This window comes from Methylobacterium sp. 092160098-2 (assembly GCF_028920805.1).
Lineage (GTDB): Bacteria > Pseudomonadota > Alphaproteobacteria > Rhizobiales > Beijerinckiaceae > Methylobacterium > Methylobacterium fujisawaense.
The window spans coordinates 202,016-215,648 of sequence record NZ_JAQPZJ010000003.1; the positions used below are offsets into that span (position 1 = coordinate 202,016).

General features: G+C 72.0%; 14 protein-coding genes. 6 read left to right on the forward strand and 8 right to left on the reverse strand.

Annotation, left to right across the window (positions count from 1 at the left end):
- Positions 1-11: 11 nt before the first annotated feature.
- Together PQI07_RS33200 and PQI07_RS33205 are read right to left on the reverse strand one after the other, a co-directional pair.
- A complete protein-coding gene (locus tag PQI07_RS33200) occupies positions 12-647 on the reverse strand; it encodes a L,D-transpeptidase (RefSeq protein WP_043383475.1) in 636 nt (211 codons plus the stop codon).
- A 110-nt stretch (positions 648-757) separates the two neighbouring features.
- Positions 758-1,741: an NAD(P)H-dependent flavin oxidoreductase gene (locus tag PQI07_RS33205; RefSeq protein ID WP_053609174.1), complete on the reverse strand. Its 984-nt coding sequence runs from the start codon at positions 1,739-1,741 to the stop codon at positions 758-760.
- A gap of 136 nt (positions 1,742-1,877) precedes the next feature.
- On the opposite strand from PQI07_RS33205, the gene PQI07_RS33210 reads away from it, so the two are divergent.
- Together PQI07_RS33210 and PQI07_RS33215 are read left to right on the forward strand one after the other, a co-directional pair.
- A complete protein-coding gene (locus tag PQI07_RS33210) occupies positions 1,878-2,762 on the forward strand; it encodes a LysR family transcriptional regulator (protein WP_274929004.1) in 885 nt (294 codons plus the stop codon).
- A gap of 86 nt (positions 2,763-2,848) precedes the next feature.
- Positions 2,849-4,141 (forward strand): ArgE/DapE family deacylase, encoded by a 1,293-nt coding sequence (locus tag PQI07_RS33215; protein ID WP_274929005.1) that lies wholly within the window; start codon positions 2,849-2,851, stop codon positions 4,139-4,141.
- A gap of 106 nt (positions 4,142-4,247) precedes the next feature.
- On the opposite strand, the gene PQI07_RS33220 is transcribed toward PQI07_RS33215, so the two are convergent.
- Together PQI07_RS33220 and aptA are read right to left on the reverse strand one after the other, a co-directional pair.
- A complete protein-coding gene (locus tag PQI07_RS33220) occupies positions 4,248-5,309 on the reverse strand; it encodes an SDR family oxidoreductase (protein ID WP_043383463.1) in 1,062 nt (353 codons plus the stop codon).
- A 231-nt stretch (positions 5,310-5,540) separates the two neighbouring features.
- Positions 5,541-6,875 (reverse strand): omega-aminotransferase AptA, encoded by a 1,335-nt coding sequence (aptA, locus tag PQI07_RS33225; RefSeq protein WP_043347931.1) that lies wholly within the window; start codon positions 6,873-6,875, stop codon positions 5,541-5,543.
- Between the two features lie 167 nt (positions 6,876-7,042).
- Between aptA and PQI07_RS33230 the strand changes: the two genes are divergently transcribed.
- Positions 7,043-7,603 (forward strand): cupin domain-containing protein, encoded by a 561-nt coding sequence (locus PQI07_RS33230; RefSeq protein ID WP_012318079.1) that lies wholly within the window; start codon positions 7,043-7,045, stop codon positions 7,601-7,603.
- Between the two features lie 104 nt (positions 7,604-7,707).
- Positions 7,708-7,905 carry a hypothetical protein gene (locus tag PQI07_RS33235; RefSeq protein WP_075379816.1) on the forward strand — a complete coding sequence of 66 codons (198 nt, stop codon included), beginning with the start codon at positions 7,708-7,710 and terminating at the stop codon, positions 7,903-7,905.
- An 83-nt stretch (positions 7,906-7,988) separates the two neighbouring features.
- Here the strand turns inward: PQI07_RS33235 and PQI07_RS33240 are convergent, their stop codons facing one another.
- The 3 genes from PQI07_RS33240 to PQI07_RS33250 form a co-directional block, all read right to left on the reverse strand.
- Positions 7,989-8,858: an amidohydrolase family protein gene (locus PQI07_RS33240; RefSeq protein WP_274929006.1), complete on the reverse strand. Its 870-nt coding sequence runs from the start codon at positions 8,856-8,858 to the stop codon at positions 7,989-7,991.
- Positions 8,859-8,860: 2 nt separating this feature from the next.
- Positions 8,861-10,165 (reverse strand): MFS transporter, encoded by a 1,305-nt coding sequence (locus tag PQI07_RS33245; protein WP_043383458.1) that lies wholly within the window; start codon positions 10,163-10,165, stop codon positions 8,861-8,863.
- A gap of 127 nt (positions 10,166-10,292) precedes the next feature.
- Complete coding sequence (locus PQI07_RS33250; protein ID WP_043383456.1) at positions 10,293-10,832, reverse strand: hypothetical protein; 540 nt, start codon at positions 10,830-10,832, stop codon at positions 10,293-10,295.
- A gap of 224 nt (positions 10,833-11,056) precedes the next feature.
- Here PQI07_RS33250 and PQI07_RS33255 point away from each other — a divergent pair, with 224 nt between their 5' ends.
- Positions 11,057-11,806, forward strand: coding sequence for a phosphodiester glycosidase family protein (locus PQI07_RS33255; protein ID WP_274929007.1), 750 nt, complete (start codon positions 11,057-11,059; stop codon positions 11,804-11,806).
- Positions 11,807-11,814: 8 nt separating this feature from the next.
- On the opposite strand, the gene PQI07_RS33260 is transcribed toward PQI07_RS33255, so the two are convergent.
- Positions 11,815-12,933, reverse strand: coding sequence for an NADH:flavin oxidoreductase/NADH oxidase (locus PQI07_RS33260; RefSeq protein ID WP_043756162.1), 1,119 nt, complete (start codon positions 12,931-12,933; stop codon positions 11,815-11,817).
- A 176-nt stretch (positions 12,934-13,109) separates the two neighbouring features.
- Here PQI07_RS33260 and PQI07_RS33265 point away from each other — a divergent pair, with 176 nt between their 5' ends.
- On the forward strand, positions 13,110-13,580 hold the full coding sequence (locus PQI07_RS33265; protein WP_051044695.1) for a phospholipase A2 family protein: 471 nt from the start codon (positions 13,110-13,112) through the stop codon (positions 13,578-13,580).
- The last annotated feature ends 53 nt before the right edge of the window (positions 13,581-13,633 follow it).

Sequence of the window (13,633 nt, forward strand, 5' to 3'; positions counted from 1 at the left end):
CCGAGGCCGGGCTACCAGCCGTCCATCCCGTCGGTCTCGGCCGGGTATCCGTAGACGGTTGCGGGCGCGTAGCCGGACCCGGCGGGACGATAATACGCCGGCAGCGACCGGCGGCCCATCTGATCGTTGTCCGCCAGCAGATCGTCCGGCTGATAGGGGTTGCGGCGCCGGGCGACGCGCGTCCCCCGCTGGCCCCGATCCGCCATCGGGACGTCCGCGCCCTCGATCACGACCCGCGTCCGGCCGACGCCCTCGGCCTTGACGAGGTTGAACAGGGTCGCGGCGTTGCGCACCGACAGGCGCACGCAGCCATGCGAGGCCGCACGCCCCAGGCTGCGGACATGGTTGGTGCCGTGAATGGCGTGGCCCTGGGTGGTGAAGAACATCGCGAAGGGCATGGGGGCGTCGTCCCACTCCTTCGAGAAATGCGTCCGCTCCATCCGGAAGGGCCGGTAGGAGCCGGACGGGGTGTCGTAGCTCGCGACGCCGGTGGAAACGGGCCAGGAATAACGCGGCTGGCCGTTGACCGAGACCTCCATGCGCTGGGTGGTCTTGTCGACGTTCACGACCACATCCGCGCGGGCTGCGCCTGGGGTCGCGCTCCACAGGAGCAGGCCGGACAGGACCGAGATCAGACCGATACGCATGGACGACTCCGGCGTGAACAACCGCGGCGGTTTGCCGTCACGCTAAGCCGTTGGCAACGCCGAGGTTCCGGCCGGCTCCGGCCCTGCGTAGTCACGCTTTGCCGAGGCCGTCACGGCGCCGCCATGTGGCCGGCGCTGCGGCGGATCGCGGCCTCCGCCTCTTCGGCGATCCGCCGCACCACGTCGCCGGCCCCGGGCAGATCCTCGATCAGCCCGACGGCCTCCCCGACCGTGACGTTGGCGACGTCGTAATCGCCCGCCGCGTCGGCCTCCTCCACGTCCCGTCGCCGCTCGGCGGCGGCCGCGTGAAGCGCGTCCTCGCGGCCGTGCCAGGTGTCGATGAAGGCGTTGCGCAGGAGCCGGCCGGTATAGGATGCCGGCCAGGGCCGCTGCCGGGCGATGTCGTAGACCCGCGTGCGCACCGTGTCGTCGCCGGTCGCGGCGAGCACCCGCTGCTTCGCGGCCGGGTGGATCAGGGCCTCTCGGGTCGCCCAGAACCGCGTGCCCACGAGCACGCCGTCGGCCCCGAGGGCCAGGGCCGCAGCGAGACCGCGTCCATCGGCGATGCCGCCCGCCGCCAGCAGCAGGGTCTCCGGGTGCTCCCGGGCGATCAGATCGGCGACGACGGGCACGAAGGCCATCGTCCCGCGCGCGGCGAGCCCGTGGCCGCCAGCCTCCGTCCCCTGGGCGACCACGACGGCCGCACCGACCTCCAGGGCGCGCCGGGCATGCGCGAGGGTGTGAACCTGGCAGATCAGGGGCACGCCGGCCGCCCGGATCCGCGCGGCGAAGGGGGCGGGATCGGCGAAGGAGAGCATCAGGGCGGCGGGGGCGCGGGCGAGCGCCGCGTCGAGGAGCGACGGGTCCCGGGCCATGGACCACGTGATGAAGCCGCAGCCGACCCGTTGGTTGCCGGCGGCGGCGAACTCCCGCTGGAGCCGGTCGTGATCGCCGTAGCCGCCGCCGATCAGCCCGAGTCCGCCGGCCGCGCTCACGGCCGCAGCCAGGGCCCCGCCCGATGCCGGGTCCATGGGGGCCAGCACGACCGGATGGCGCAGCCCGAAGGCCTCGGTGAGTCGTGTCCTCAGAGCCATGGTCCCTCCCCGCTTCGCATCCGGCTCGACCCTCGGTCGCGCACGCGGCGCCGCCGACGGGATCTCAGGCTTATCGACCCGCTTGACGCAGAAAAAATGATTCCTTCAGAAGGATGTCATCGCGAAAGCAGATGGCATGAACAGCACCGACCTGATGTTCTTCGCCGCCGTCGCCGAGACCGGCGGCATCGGGCGCGCGGCGGCCCGGCTCAACACCGTGCAGTCGAACGTCACCGGGCGGATCCGGGCGCTGGAGCAGGCCCTGCAGGTGCCGCTCTTCCACCGCGGCAACCGTGGGGTGACGCTGACCCGGGCCGGAGAGCGGCTCCTGCCCTACGCGATCCAGGTCGGGCGGCTGCTGTCGGAGGCGCGGCATGCGCTGCTCTCCGAGGGCGAGCCGCGCGGACCGCTGCGGGTCGGCGCCATGGAGACGACCGCGGCCCTGCGCCTGCCCGGTCCGCTCGCCGCCTTCGCCGCCCGCCACCCGGAGGTGGACATCGAGCTGGAGACCGGCCCGACGGAGCAGCTGATCGCCCGGGTTCTCGACAGGGTCCTCGAAGGGGCTTTCGTCGCCGGTCCGGTCATTCAGGCCGACCTCGTCGCGATCCCGGTGCTCACGGAGGACCTGGTGCTGGTGGCGCATCCGGCCGTCGGCGACCCGGCGGCGCTGCTCGACCGGCTGGGCCGCGCGCGGGAGGCGAAGGTGCTCGTGTTCCGGGCCGGCTGCACGTACCGGAGGCGCCTGGAGGACTTTCTGGCCCGGCAGGGCCTCGTGCATGTCCGCCGCATGGAATTCGGGACCCTCGACGGCATCCTCGGCTGCGTGGCCGCCGGATTGGGCGTGACGTTGATCCCGCGCGTCGTCGCGGAGCCCGCCCGCCGCGCCGGGCGCGTATCGGTCCATCCGCTTCCGGATGGCGACGGACATGCCCAGACCCTGCTGGTCCACCGCAGGGACAGCCAGCCGAGCGCGGCGTTCATGCGGTTTGCCGAGCAGATCCGCGCAGCCTTCCCGGCCTGACGGCACGGACCATGCCTCACCGACCGCCGGTTGACAGCGGCCCGAGCCCGGGGGCCTCCTTCGGCCACAGACGGTTCGGAGTTCCCATGGCCCTCGACCCCACCCTCGCCGCCGAGATCGAAGCGTCCGTGGCGGAGGGCTTTGCCGATCAGGTCGCCCACACGCAGGCTCTGGTCCGGTTCGCCTCCCTGCGGGGCGCGGAGCATGCCTGCCAGGATTACGTCTTCGCGCAATTCCGCGCCCGGGGCTACGCGACCGAGCGCTTCGCCATGGACCGCGCCGCCATCGCGGCGCATCCGGGGGGCTCCAAGATCGATGACGCCCTCCATTCGGACGCGCCGATCGTCGTCTGCCACCACCGCCCGAACACCGAGACCGGGCGCTCGCTGATCCTGCAGGCGCATGTCGACGTGGTGCCGACCGGCCCGCTCGATCTCTGGACCCATCGGCCCTTCGACCCGGTAGTCGAGGGCGACTGGCTATACGGCCGCGGGGCCGGCGACATGAAGGCGGGACACGCCGCGAACCTGTTCGCCCTCGACGCCCTGGCCCGCCTCGGCCTGCAGCCGGCGGCCTCCGTGACGGCGCAGTCGGTGGTCGAGGAGGAATCGACCGGCAACGGCGCGCTGATGACCCATCTGCGCGGCTACCGGGCCGACGCCGTGCTGATCCCCGAGCCCGAGGACGAGAAGCTCGTGCGCGCCAATACCGGCGTGCTCTGGTTCGCCGTGGAGGTCCGGGGCGTGCCGGTCCACGTCCGCGAGATGGGGGCGGGCGCCAACGCCATCGACGCCACCTACCGGGTGATCGGCGCGCTCCGGGAGGTCGAGGCCCGCTGGAACGCCGAGACGAGCGCGCACCCGCATTTCGAGAACGAGGACCACCCGATCAATCTCAATATCGGCAAGATCGAGGGCGGCGACTGGGCCTCCTCGGTCCCGGCCTGGTGCCGGATCCACTGCCGCATCGCGCTCTATCCGGGCGTGACCGCCGCCCAGGCCGCCGCCGAGATCGAGGCGGCGGTGTCGCGCTTCGCCCGTAGCGACCCGTTCCTGGCCAACAATCCGCCGCGCGTGGTCTTCAACGGCTTCTTCGTCGAGGGCTACGTGCTGGAGGCGGGCTCCGAGGCCGAGGCCGTGCTCGGCCGCGCCCACGCGCGGGCGATCGGTTCGCCGCTGCAGAGCTTCACGTCGCCCTCCTACCTCGATACCCGCGTGCACGCCCTCTACGACCGGGTGCCGGCGCTCTGCTACGGTCCGACCGCCCAGAACATCCACGGCTTCGACGAGCGGGTGAGCTTGGCCTCCGTGCAACGCTGCACCACCGCCATGGCGCTGTTCGTGGCCGAGTGGTGCGGGACCGAGCGCAAGGCCGCCTGAGGTCGGCAGGCCGGGGTCGGGGGCGGGTTCCCTCCCCCGCAGGGGAGAGGGCTTGGTGCGCGTGCTTTCTTCGCAGCGCGACGCGCGCTGACCGGACAGCCCCGGCTCAGGGGATCAGCCGGTCCGCCCGGAGCCGGCCGAACAGGTCGAAGAACGCGTCGTCCGTGGGCTGGTAGGCCGTGAAGCCGAGGCGCCGGCTCTTGCTCATGTCGGTGACGACCTCGATCGGCCGGCCGAGATCGGCATCCGTGTGCCAGGGGGAGGCCAGCTTCTCGAGGTTCGGCTCGGCGAGCCCATGCCGCGCGGCGATCTCCGCCCAGGCCGGCCCGTCCTGCGCCATCCGGGGCTCGAGCGGCCGGTGCGTGCCGTCGAAGGGCACCGCCTCGATCCCGAACCAGTCGGCGATCCGGCCCCACATCCAGCTCCAGCGGAAGACGTCGCCGTTGACGACGTTGAAGGCTTCGTTCGCCGCCTTCGGCTCCGTGGAGGCCCAGAGCAGCTGGCGGGCGAGCAACCGCGCGTCGGTCATGTCGGTGAGCCCGTTCCACTGTACGGCCGAGCCCGGGAACACGAACGGCCGCCCCAGCTCCCGGCACAGGGTGGCGTAGCAGGCGAGCGTCGTGCCCATGTTCATGGCGTTGCCCACCGCCTTGCCGATGATCGTGTGCGGGCGGTGGACGCTCCAGGTGAAGCCGTCGCGCGCGGCGGCCGCGAAGACCGCGTCCTCCTGGGCGTAATAGAAGTTCTCGATATCGAGCCGGCCCTGGTCCTCGCGGAACGGCGTCTGCGGCAGGCGGCCTTTGCCGTAGGCCTCGAACGGGCCGAGATAGTGCTTCAGCCCCGTCACCAGGGCGACGTGGCGGACGCTGCCCTTCGGGCGCAGGGCCTCGAGCAGGTTCTCGATCATGGCCCGGTTGATGCGGATCATCTCCGCCTCGGTGGGACGCCGCTGCCAGGTCGCCAGGAACACGTGGGACGGGGCGATGTCGGCGAGCGCCCGCGCCAGGGAGGCCGGATCCTGCAGGTCGCCGGCCACCGGCGCGACGCCGTCCTGCCGCACCGGGTGACGGGCGAGGCCGGCAACCTGCCAGCCCTCCTGATGGAGCAGCGCCGCGGTGGCGCTGCCGACGATGCCGCTGGCGCCGACGATCAGGGCGGTGTTCGACATAGAAACCCTCATGCCCGCCTCAAATCCGGGTCCGGGGCAGATGGGCGTCGGCAGTGTCGCGACAACCCCACCGCGCGCCGGGGGCGCCTGTGCGGACCGCAAGGGTTGCGGGATCGCGTCACCCCTCTCCGTCACCGCGTGCGCAGCGACGCGACCCAGGGCAGCGCGACATCCTTAAGCGTGGCGCGACCCTGGATTGCTTCGCTGCGCTCGCAAAGGCGGATAGCGCTCTCAGGCGGCCCGGTCGATCGCCGCGCCCAGGACGTCCACGATCTCGCCGATCTGGCCGCGCTCGATGATCAGCGGCGGCGACAGTGCGATGATGTCGCCGGTCACCCGGGTGAGCAGGCCGCGCTCGAAGCAGTCGACGAACACCTCGTAGGCGCGCTTGCCGGGCGCGTCCGGCCGCGGTGCCAGCTCGATGCCGGCGATCAGCCCGATGGTGCGGATGTCGATGACGTTCTTGCGCCCGCGCAGGTCGTGCATCGCCGCGGCCCAGTCGTCGGCGATGTCGGTGACGCGGGTCAGCAGACCCTCGTCCCGGTAGATATCCAGCGTGGCGATGCCGGCCGCGCAGGCGACCGGGTGCCCGGAATAGGTGTAGCCGTGGAACAGCTCGATCCCGTCCGGGCCGTGCATCAGCCCGTCATGGACCGCCCGGCTCGCGAAGACCGCGCCCATCGGCACCGTGCCGTTGGTCAGGCCCTTGGCGCTGGTCACGAGGTCGGGGACGACGCCGAAGAAGTCGGTCGCGAACGGCGCGCCGAGGCGGCCAAATCCGGAAATAACCTCGTCGAAGATCAGCAGGATGCCGTGCTTCGTGCAGATCTCGCGCAGGCGCTCCAGGTAGCCCTTCGGCGGGATCAGCACCCCCGTGGAGCCCGCCACCGGCTCGACGATGCAGGCCGCGATGGTCTCGGCCCCGTGGAGGGCCACCAGCCGCTCCAGATCCTCGGCGAGTTCCGCCCCGTGCTCGGGCTGGCCCTTCACGAAGGCGTTGCGGGCCGGGTCGTGGGTGTGGCGCAGGTGGTCGGTGCCGTTGAGCTGCGGGAAGACCCGGCGGTTCGACACGATGCCGCCGACCGAGAGCCCGCCGAAGCCGACGCCGTGATAGCCGCGCTCGCGGCCGATCAGCCGGGTGCGGGTCCCCTGCCCGATCGCCCGCTGGTAGGCGAGCGCGATCTTGAGGGCCGTGTCGACCGATTCCGAGCCGGAATTGGTGAAGAACACCCGGTCGAGGCGCTTGTCGGGGCCGCCCGGGGCGATCTCGGCGAGGCGTTCGGCGAATTCGAACGCGATCGGGTGGCCCATCTGGAAGGTCGGGGCGAAGTCGAGGGTCGCGAGCTGGCGCTCCACGGCCGCCGCGATGCCCCGGCGCCCGTGGCCGGCATTGACGCACCAGAGGCCCGCGGTGCCGTCGAGGACCGAACGGCCGTCATCGGCGGTGTAGTGCATGCCCTCGGCCGACACGAGCAGGCGCGGTGCCGCCTTGAACTGGCGGTTGGCCGTGAACGGCATCCAGAAGGCGTCCATCGCGGGCGTGTTGCGGAGCGGATGATCGGTCATGGGGCGGTTCTCCGGGGCGGGCGGCGCGGATCGGGCGGCGGGACCAGGGGACACCTTCGCCGATCGGGCAACAAGTCCTTTTCTGGTCGCCGCCAACCCCTTGCAGGAATGGGGCCGCGGGTGGCACCGTTGCGGGATCCGCAACACCTGAAACGGGCCCGCGCCGGATGAGCATCGATGTCGGCGCGCGCCTGCGCTTCGTGCGCGCCCGCCACGGCCTGTCGCAGCGGACGCTCGCCAAGCGCGCCGGCGTGACCAACTCGGCGATCTCGCTGATCGAGGCGAACCGGGTGAACCCGTCGGTGGGTGCGCTCAAGCGGATCCTCGATGGGGTGCCGATCGGCATGGCCGAGTTCTTCGCCCTGGAGCCGGAGCCGGAGCGCAAGGCGTTCTTCGCCGCCGAGGAGTTGACCGAGATCGGCCGCCGGGCCGCCAAGGGGGCGATCTCGTACCGCCAGGTCGGCGACAGCCTGTTCGGCCGCAAGCTCCAGATCCTCAAGGAGCGCTACGAGCCCGGGGCCGATACCGGCCGGGTGCCGCTCTCCCACGAGGGCGAGGAGGGTGGCATCGTGCTCTCCGGCCGCCTGGAGGTGACGGTGGACGCCGAGCGCCGGATCCTCGGCCCCGGCGACGCCTACAGCTTCGACAGCCGCCGCCCGCACCGGTTCCGCTGCGTCGGGCCCAACCCCTGCGAGGTGGTGAGCGCCTGCACGCCGCCGAGCTTCTGACGGCAGGCCGCCCGCGGTGCCGTCCGGGGCGATTGATCCGGATTCGCTCGAAAGCCCCGGATCTGCGTAACGCGGGATTCAGGCGGGAGGATTAGAACAGGGCCATGGATACCCTGGCCGCCACCGCCGTTCAGATGCTGGGCTCGTCCCAGAACCAGCAGATCGGCATCGCCGTCGCCAAGCAGCAGCTCGCGGCCGACAAGGCGGTCGCCGGGCTCGTCGCGGACAGCGCCCAGAGCGCGGCGAACGCCAGTCCCCCGGCGCCCCCCGGACAGGGACTGAGCGTCGACCTGCGGGTTTGACCGGGTCCCCCGCCTCGCCGGCAGCGCGAACGAATTCCGCGCGCGCAGACGGCATGGTCTTCGGCCGGCGTTGAACCCCTGCCCTACCCGAATCCGTAGAGCCGGCGCGGGTTGTCGGCGAAGACCATCCGGCGCCGATCCGCGTCCGGCACCCAGTCGGCCATCAGGTCGAGGAGCGTCGCGGTCCGGGGCGGCCCATCCCAGGCGGCCACGTGCGGCCAGTCCGAGCCCCAGAGACAGCGCTCGGGGGCGGCGTCGTTGAGGGCGCGGGCGAACGGGATCGTGTCGGCGTAGGGCGGACCGGTCACGGAATCCCGGAAGGCGCCCGACAGCTTCACCCAGTTGCCGTCGGCGACGAGGCCGAGCAGCGCCCGGAAGCCCGGATGGTCCACGCCGGCCGAGGTCGGCATATGGCCCATATGGTCGAAGACCAGCGGCACCGGCAGCCGCGACAGGCGGCCCGCGATGGGCGGCAGTCCACGGGCATCGAGCAGGAACTGGAGGTGCCAGCCCATCTCGCGGGCGAGCGCCCCGTAGGACTCGACCTGATCCAGCCCGACCCCGCCGCCGAACAGAACGTTGAGCCGCAGGCCGACCACTCCGGCCTCCTTGAGGGCGGCGAGTTCCCCGTCGGGCAGGCCGAGCGGGATCACCGCGATGCCGCGCAGACGCTCCCGGTTGGCCCGGAGCGTCTCCACCATCAGCCGGTTGTCGGTGCCGTGGACGCTGACCTGGACCAGTACGCCGTTGGCCATGCCGGTGGCGTCGAGCATCGCGAGATACCGGTCCGCCGGGGCGGCCGGGGGCGTGTAGCTGCGGTCGGCCACCAGCGGATAGGCCGGCGGCAGGCCGATCACGTGGGCGTGGGTGTCGACCGCGCCGGCGGGCACCCGGTAGCGGGTGGGCCCGCCCGGATGCGGATCCGGGGCGGGGCAGTCTCGGATCTCCGGCATGGTCAGGTATCCGCGTGCAGGACCCGGCCGCGGGTCTCGGGCAGGGCGAAGGCCGCCAGGAAGAAGATCCCGTAGGCGATGGCCGCGAAGATCGCGATGGCCGAGGCGAGGCCGGCGCGCTCGGCGAGGAAGCCGACCAGCGCCGGGAACAGCGCGCCGACGCCCCGGCCGAAATTGTAGCAGAAGCCCTGCCCCGAGCCGCGCAGGCGGGTCGGGTAGAGCTCGGTCAGGAAGGCGCCCATGCCGGAGAAGTAGCCGGAGGCGAAGAACCCGAGGGGGAAGCCCAGCACCCAGAGCACGCTGTTGGAGAGCGGGATCTGCGTGTAGGCGACGATCACCGCGATGGCGCCCAGCGAGAAGATCAGGAACAGCGGCCGCCGCCCGAGCCGGTCGGCGAGCCAGGCGCCGACCAGGTAGCCGGTGAACGAGCCGATGATCAGCGCCGCGAGGTAGCCGGTGGAGGACACCACCGACAGGCCGCGCTCGGTGGTGAGGAAGCGCGGCACCCAGGTGGTGATCGCGTAATAGCCGCCCTGGCAGCCCGCCGCCGCCAGCGAGGCGAGCAGGGTGGTCTTGAGGATCGGCCCGGAGAAAATCTCCCAGATCTTCGGCCGGTCGCCGGTGGCGATGGCCCGGGCGCGGGTCTCGGCGGCGACCTGCGGCTCCTGGACGTAGCGGCGCAGGTAGAAGATCAGCAGGGCCGGCAGGGCGCCCACCGCGAACATCCAGCGCCAGGCGATCTCGGGGGGCAGCAGCGAGAAGGTCACCGCCTGCGACAGGACCGCCAGCCCCCAGCCGATGGCCCAGCCGGACTGGACGGAGCCGACCGCCCGGCCGCGATACTCGGCCCGGATGGTCTCGCCGATCAGCACGGCGCCGGCCGCCCACTCGCCGCCGAAGCCGAGGCCCAGGATCGCCCGGGCCACGAGGAGCTGCTCGAAATTCTGCACGAAGGCGCAGAGCAGGGAGAAGAAGGAGAACCACAGGATGGTGATCTGCAGGGTCAGAACCCGGCCGATCCGGTCGGCGATGAAGCCCGCGAGCCAGCCGCCCAGCGCCGAGGCCAGCAGCGTCACCGTGGCGGCGAGACCGGCCGTGCCGGCATCCACGTGCCAGAGGGCCATGATCGTCCCGATCACCAGCGGGTAGATCATGAAGTCCATGCCGTCGAGGCACCAGCCGGCCGCGCAGGCCCAGAAGGTGTGCCGCTCCGGCGGGGTCATCGAACGATAGAAGGCGGTGAGGCTGGCGTCGCGGATCTCGACCACCTCCACGGCCGCGCGCCCCTGCCCGGTTGCTGAACTCATCACCGTCTCCCGCCGCCGGATACCAGTATCGGCGTCCCAGGCTGAGCTGTCCAACGATGCGGCGGGCCACGCAAGGAAAAGGCCGCCCGGAGGCGGCCTGTCCCATTCTTTTCGCTGTCGATGACGCTCAGTAGCAGCGTTCGACCAGGACCCGGCGGTAGCCGTAGGGGGTCCAGCGCACCCGCGGGACGGTGTAGCAGCCGCCGCCGTAGCCGTAATCGTAGGCGGCCGGCGCGTAGTAGCCGCCGTAGCCGTAGCCCGGATAGCCGTAGCCATAGCCGCCGTAGAGGCTGCCGGCCGCGAGGCCGAGCCCGACGCCGAGACCCAGGCCGCCGAGGCCGTAGCCGTAGCCGCCGCGATAGCCGTAGCCGCCCCGCCAGCCGTATCCCCGACCGTAGAAGCCGCGGCCGTAGCCGAAGCCGCCCGGACGGAAGCCGGCGCCGCGGAAGCCGCCGCCGAAGCCGCCGTTGCGGAATCCCCCGAACCCGCCGCCACGGAAGCCGCCGCCGCCGAAGCCGCCGCCGTGGAATCCGCCCCCGTGGAAGCCGCCTCCGAAGCCGCCGCCATGGAAGCCGCCGCCGCCGAAGCCGCGCGCGTCCGCGCTGGCCGGCGCCAGAACCAGGGCACCCGCCGCCAGCAGGGCCGATCCGAGCACTGCACCCTTCATCACGTCATCTCCGTGGAAAAAATGCCCTCTGCGGCTAAGAACGTGCGAATCGGCAAAACGGTCCAGCCCCGCCCCGCGGCGCGGAGCCGCGAGATCCACGCGAGATCCCCTGACGCGTCCCGGTCGGGCCGAGACACGAAAATCGCCGCTTTCCAGAGCGAGACGCGCGCCGATCTAGCTTCGCCGTCCCCGACTCGCCGTCCCCGAGCTGCATGGAACGAATGATGATGTTGCGACCGGCTCACGCCCTGTTGATCGCGCTGCTCGCCTTGGCGGCCCCGGCCCGGGCGGCGACCCCGGCGGCGGCGGAACCGTGCCGGCCGCTGGAGGCGCAGGGCGAGACCTTCACGGTCTGCACCATCGACCTGCGGCGGCAGCGGCTGCGGCTGTTCTGGCTCTCGAACGACGGAAAGCCCTACGGCGCCCTCGGCACCCTCGCCGAGAAGCAGGGCGGCCGTCTCGCCTTCGCGATGAATGCCGGCATGTACGACAAGGACCAGGCGCCGGTGGGCCTCTACATTGAGGACGGCCACGAGCTGAAGCGCGCCTCCACGGCGGACGGGCCGGGCAATTTCCACCTCAAGCCCAACGGGATCTTCTGGGTGAAGGGCGAGCGCGCCGGAGTGGCCGACACCGCCCGCTATCTCCGCGCGAAGATGCGCCCGGATTTCGCCACGCAGTCCGGACCGATGCTGGTGATCGACGGCCAGATCCACCCGAAGATCGCCGCCGACGGGCCGAGCCAGAAGATCCGCAACGGCGTCGGCGTGCCCGGCGACGGGCACGTCGCGATCTTCGCCATTTCCGAGCGCCCGGTGACCTTCGGGGCCTTCGCGCGGCTGTTCCGGGACGATCTCGGCTGCCGCAACGCCCTGTTCCTCGACGGCTCGGTCTCGAGCCTCTACGCGCCGAATCTCGGCCGCGCCGACATCAGCCGGCCTCTGGGGCCGCTCGTCGGGGCGTTGCCGCGCTAAGGGTGGCCTCAGCGCTGCCCGAAGGCCGTGTCCTTGAACAGGTCCTTGTACTCCCGCGGCTGCGAGCGCCAGTACTGCTTGGGCGCCCGCACGCGGGCTCCGAGTTCGGCGGCCGCGTGCCAGGGCCAGCGCGGATCGTACAGCATGGCGCGGGCCAGCGAGATCGCGTCCGCCCTGTCCTCCTGCAGGATCGTCTCCGCCTGCCGGGCTTCCGTGATCAGCCCCACCGCGATGGTGGTGAGCCCGGTCTCGGCCTTGATCCGCTCGGCATAGGGCACTTGGTAGCCCGGCCCGAGCTTGATCGCCTGTTTCGGCGAGACGCCGCCCGTCGAGACGTGGAGCGCCGGCGAGCCCGCGCGCTTCAGCGCCTGGGCCAGCGCCACGGTCTCGTCGAGGTCCCAGCCGTCCTCGACCCAGTCGGTGGCCGAGACGCGCAGCCAGACCGGGCTGCCCGCTGGGACGACGTCGCGCACCGCGTCGTAGACCTCGAGGGGGAAGCGCATGCGGTTCTCGAGGCTGCCGCCGTAGGCGTCCGTGCGCTTGTTGGCGATCGGCGACAGGAACTGGTGCAGCAGGTAGCCGTGGGCGCCGTGCAACTCCACGGCCTCGATGCCGAGCCGGACCGCCCGCTTGGCGGTCGCAACGAACTCGTCGCGGACGCGCTTCAGGTCGGCGGCGTCGAGGGCATGGGGTGGGACCTCGTCCTCCCCGTGCGCCACCGCCGAGGGCGCCTCGGTGCGCCAGCCATAGGGATGCTCCGGCGGGATCTGCTGGCCGCCGGCCCAGGGCGCCGCGCTCGATGCCTTGCGGCCGGCATGGGCGATCTGGATGCAGATCGGGATCGGCGCGTATTCGCGCACCGCGTCGAGCACGCGGCCGAGCGCCCGCTCGCAGCCGTCGTTGTACAGGCCGAGGTCCCAGGCGGTGATCCGGGCCTCCGGCGAGACCGCGGTCGCCTCCAGGGTGAGCAGGCCCGCCCCCGACATGGCGAGCTGGCCCAGATGCATCATGTGCCAGTCGGTGGCCTCGCCGTCCCGGGCCGAATACTGGCACATCGGGGCGATCAGGATGCGGTTCTCGAGCGTGAGCGCGTCGAGAACCAGCGGTTCGAACAGGCGTGCAGTCATGGGTGGCTCCGGATGCGTCCGGTCAATCTGGCGCAGGACGGCCGCGCCGGCCAGCGCGCTGCGGCAGGTCAGCCCTGCGGCTGGGGGTTCGGGAACTCGCCGATGCGGCTGACCGTTTCTGACGCTGTCGCCACGACGCGAACCGCCTGAGGGGGCGAGATCGCCCGAGGTCCTGAATGATGATCACGAAACTTGCCGCCTCGCTCCTTCTGGCCGCCGGCTGCGCCGCCCTCGCGGCGCCGTCATATGCCCAGCCGGCCGCCTTCGGCGGACCCAAGATGCTCGTTCACGGCAATTATTGCGGTCCGGGCAACAACGCCCCGCTGCCGCCGATCGATGCCCTCGACGCCGCCTGCGCCCGCCACGATGCCTGCACGCCGAATGGCGGGCTGCCCTCGCAGGCCTGCAATCTCCGTCTGCAGCGGGAGGCCACGCTGATCTCCCGCGATCCGCGCCAGCCCCAGGACGTCCGCTCGATGGCCGGCCTCGTCGCGGCCAGTGCGACCCTGATCCCGACCGACCCGAACGCGCGGAGCGTGCCGGCGTCGGTGTCGACGAATGCGACGCAGGACGCCTACGCGCCGGCGCTGGACCGATCGGCCCCCGCCGGCCTGGAGGATGACGCCGACGATTCGGACGCCGATTGACACCCTCCTGAGCGCCCGACGGTGACGGCGCGGCGGACCGGCCGCGCCGTCGC

Excerpts from the sequence above, each read along its gene's own strand:
- PQI07_RS33200 (WP_043383475.1), bottom strand. The coding sequence starts at position 647 with ATGCGTATCGGTCTGATCTCGGTCCTGTCCGGCCTGCTCCTGTGGAGC.
- PQI07_RS33240 (WP_274929006.1), bottom strand. The coding sequence starts at position 8,858 with ATGCCGGAGATCCGAGACTGCCCCGCCCCGGATCCGCATCCGGGCGGG.
- PQI07_RS33260 (WP_043756162.1), bottom strand. The coding sequence starts at position 12,933 with ATGACTGCACGCCTGTTCGAACCGCTGGTTCTCGACGCGCTCACGCTC.
- PQI07_RS33210 (WP_274929004.1), top strand. The coding sequence starts at position 1,878 with ATGAACAGCACCGACCTGATGTTCTTCGCCGCCGTCGCCGAGACCGGC.
- PQI07_RS33235 (WP_075379816.1), top strand. The coding sequence starts at position 7,708 with ATGGATACCCTGGCCGCCACCGCCGTTCAGATGCTGGGCTCGTCCCAG.
- aptA (WP_043347931.1), bottom strand. The coding sequence starts at position 6,875 with ATGACCGATCATCCGCTCCGCAACACGCCCGCGATGGACGCCTTCTGG.
- PQI07_RS33245 (WP_043383458.1), bottom strand. The coding sequence starts at position 10,165 with ATGAGTTCAGCAACCGGGCAGGGGCGCGCGGCCGTGGAGGTGGTCGAG.
- PQI07_RS33220 (WP_043383463.1), bottom strand. The coding sequence starts at position 5,309 with ATGTCGAACACCGCCCTGATCGTCGGCGCCAGCGGCATCGTCGGCAGC.
- PQI07_RS33250 (WP_043383456.1), bottom strand. The coding sequence starts at position 10,832 with ATGAAGGGTGCAGTGCTCGGATCGGCCCTGCTGGCGGCGGGTGCCCTG.
- PQI07_RS33215 (WP_274929005.1), top strand. The coding sequence starts at position 2,849 with ATGGCCCTCGACCCCACCCTCGCCGCCGAGATCGAAGCGTCCGTGGCG.
- PQI07_RS33265 (WP_051044695.1), top strand. The coding sequence starts at position 13,110 with ATGATGATCACGAAACTTGCCGCCTCGCTCCTTCTGGCCGCCGGCTGC.
- PQI07_RS33230 (WP_012318079.1), top strand. The coding sequence starts at position 7,043 with ATGAGCATCGATGTCGGCGCGCGCCTGCGCTTCGTGCGCGCCCGCCAC.
- PQI07_RS33255 (WP_274929007.1), top strand. The coding sequence starts at position 11,057 with ATGATGTTGCGACCGGCTCACGCCCTGTTGATCGCGCTGCTCGCCTTG.
- PQI07_RS33205 (WP_053609174.1), bottom strand. The coding sequence starts at position 1,741 with ATGGCTCTGAGGACACGACTCACCGAGGCCTTCGGGCTGCGCCATCCG.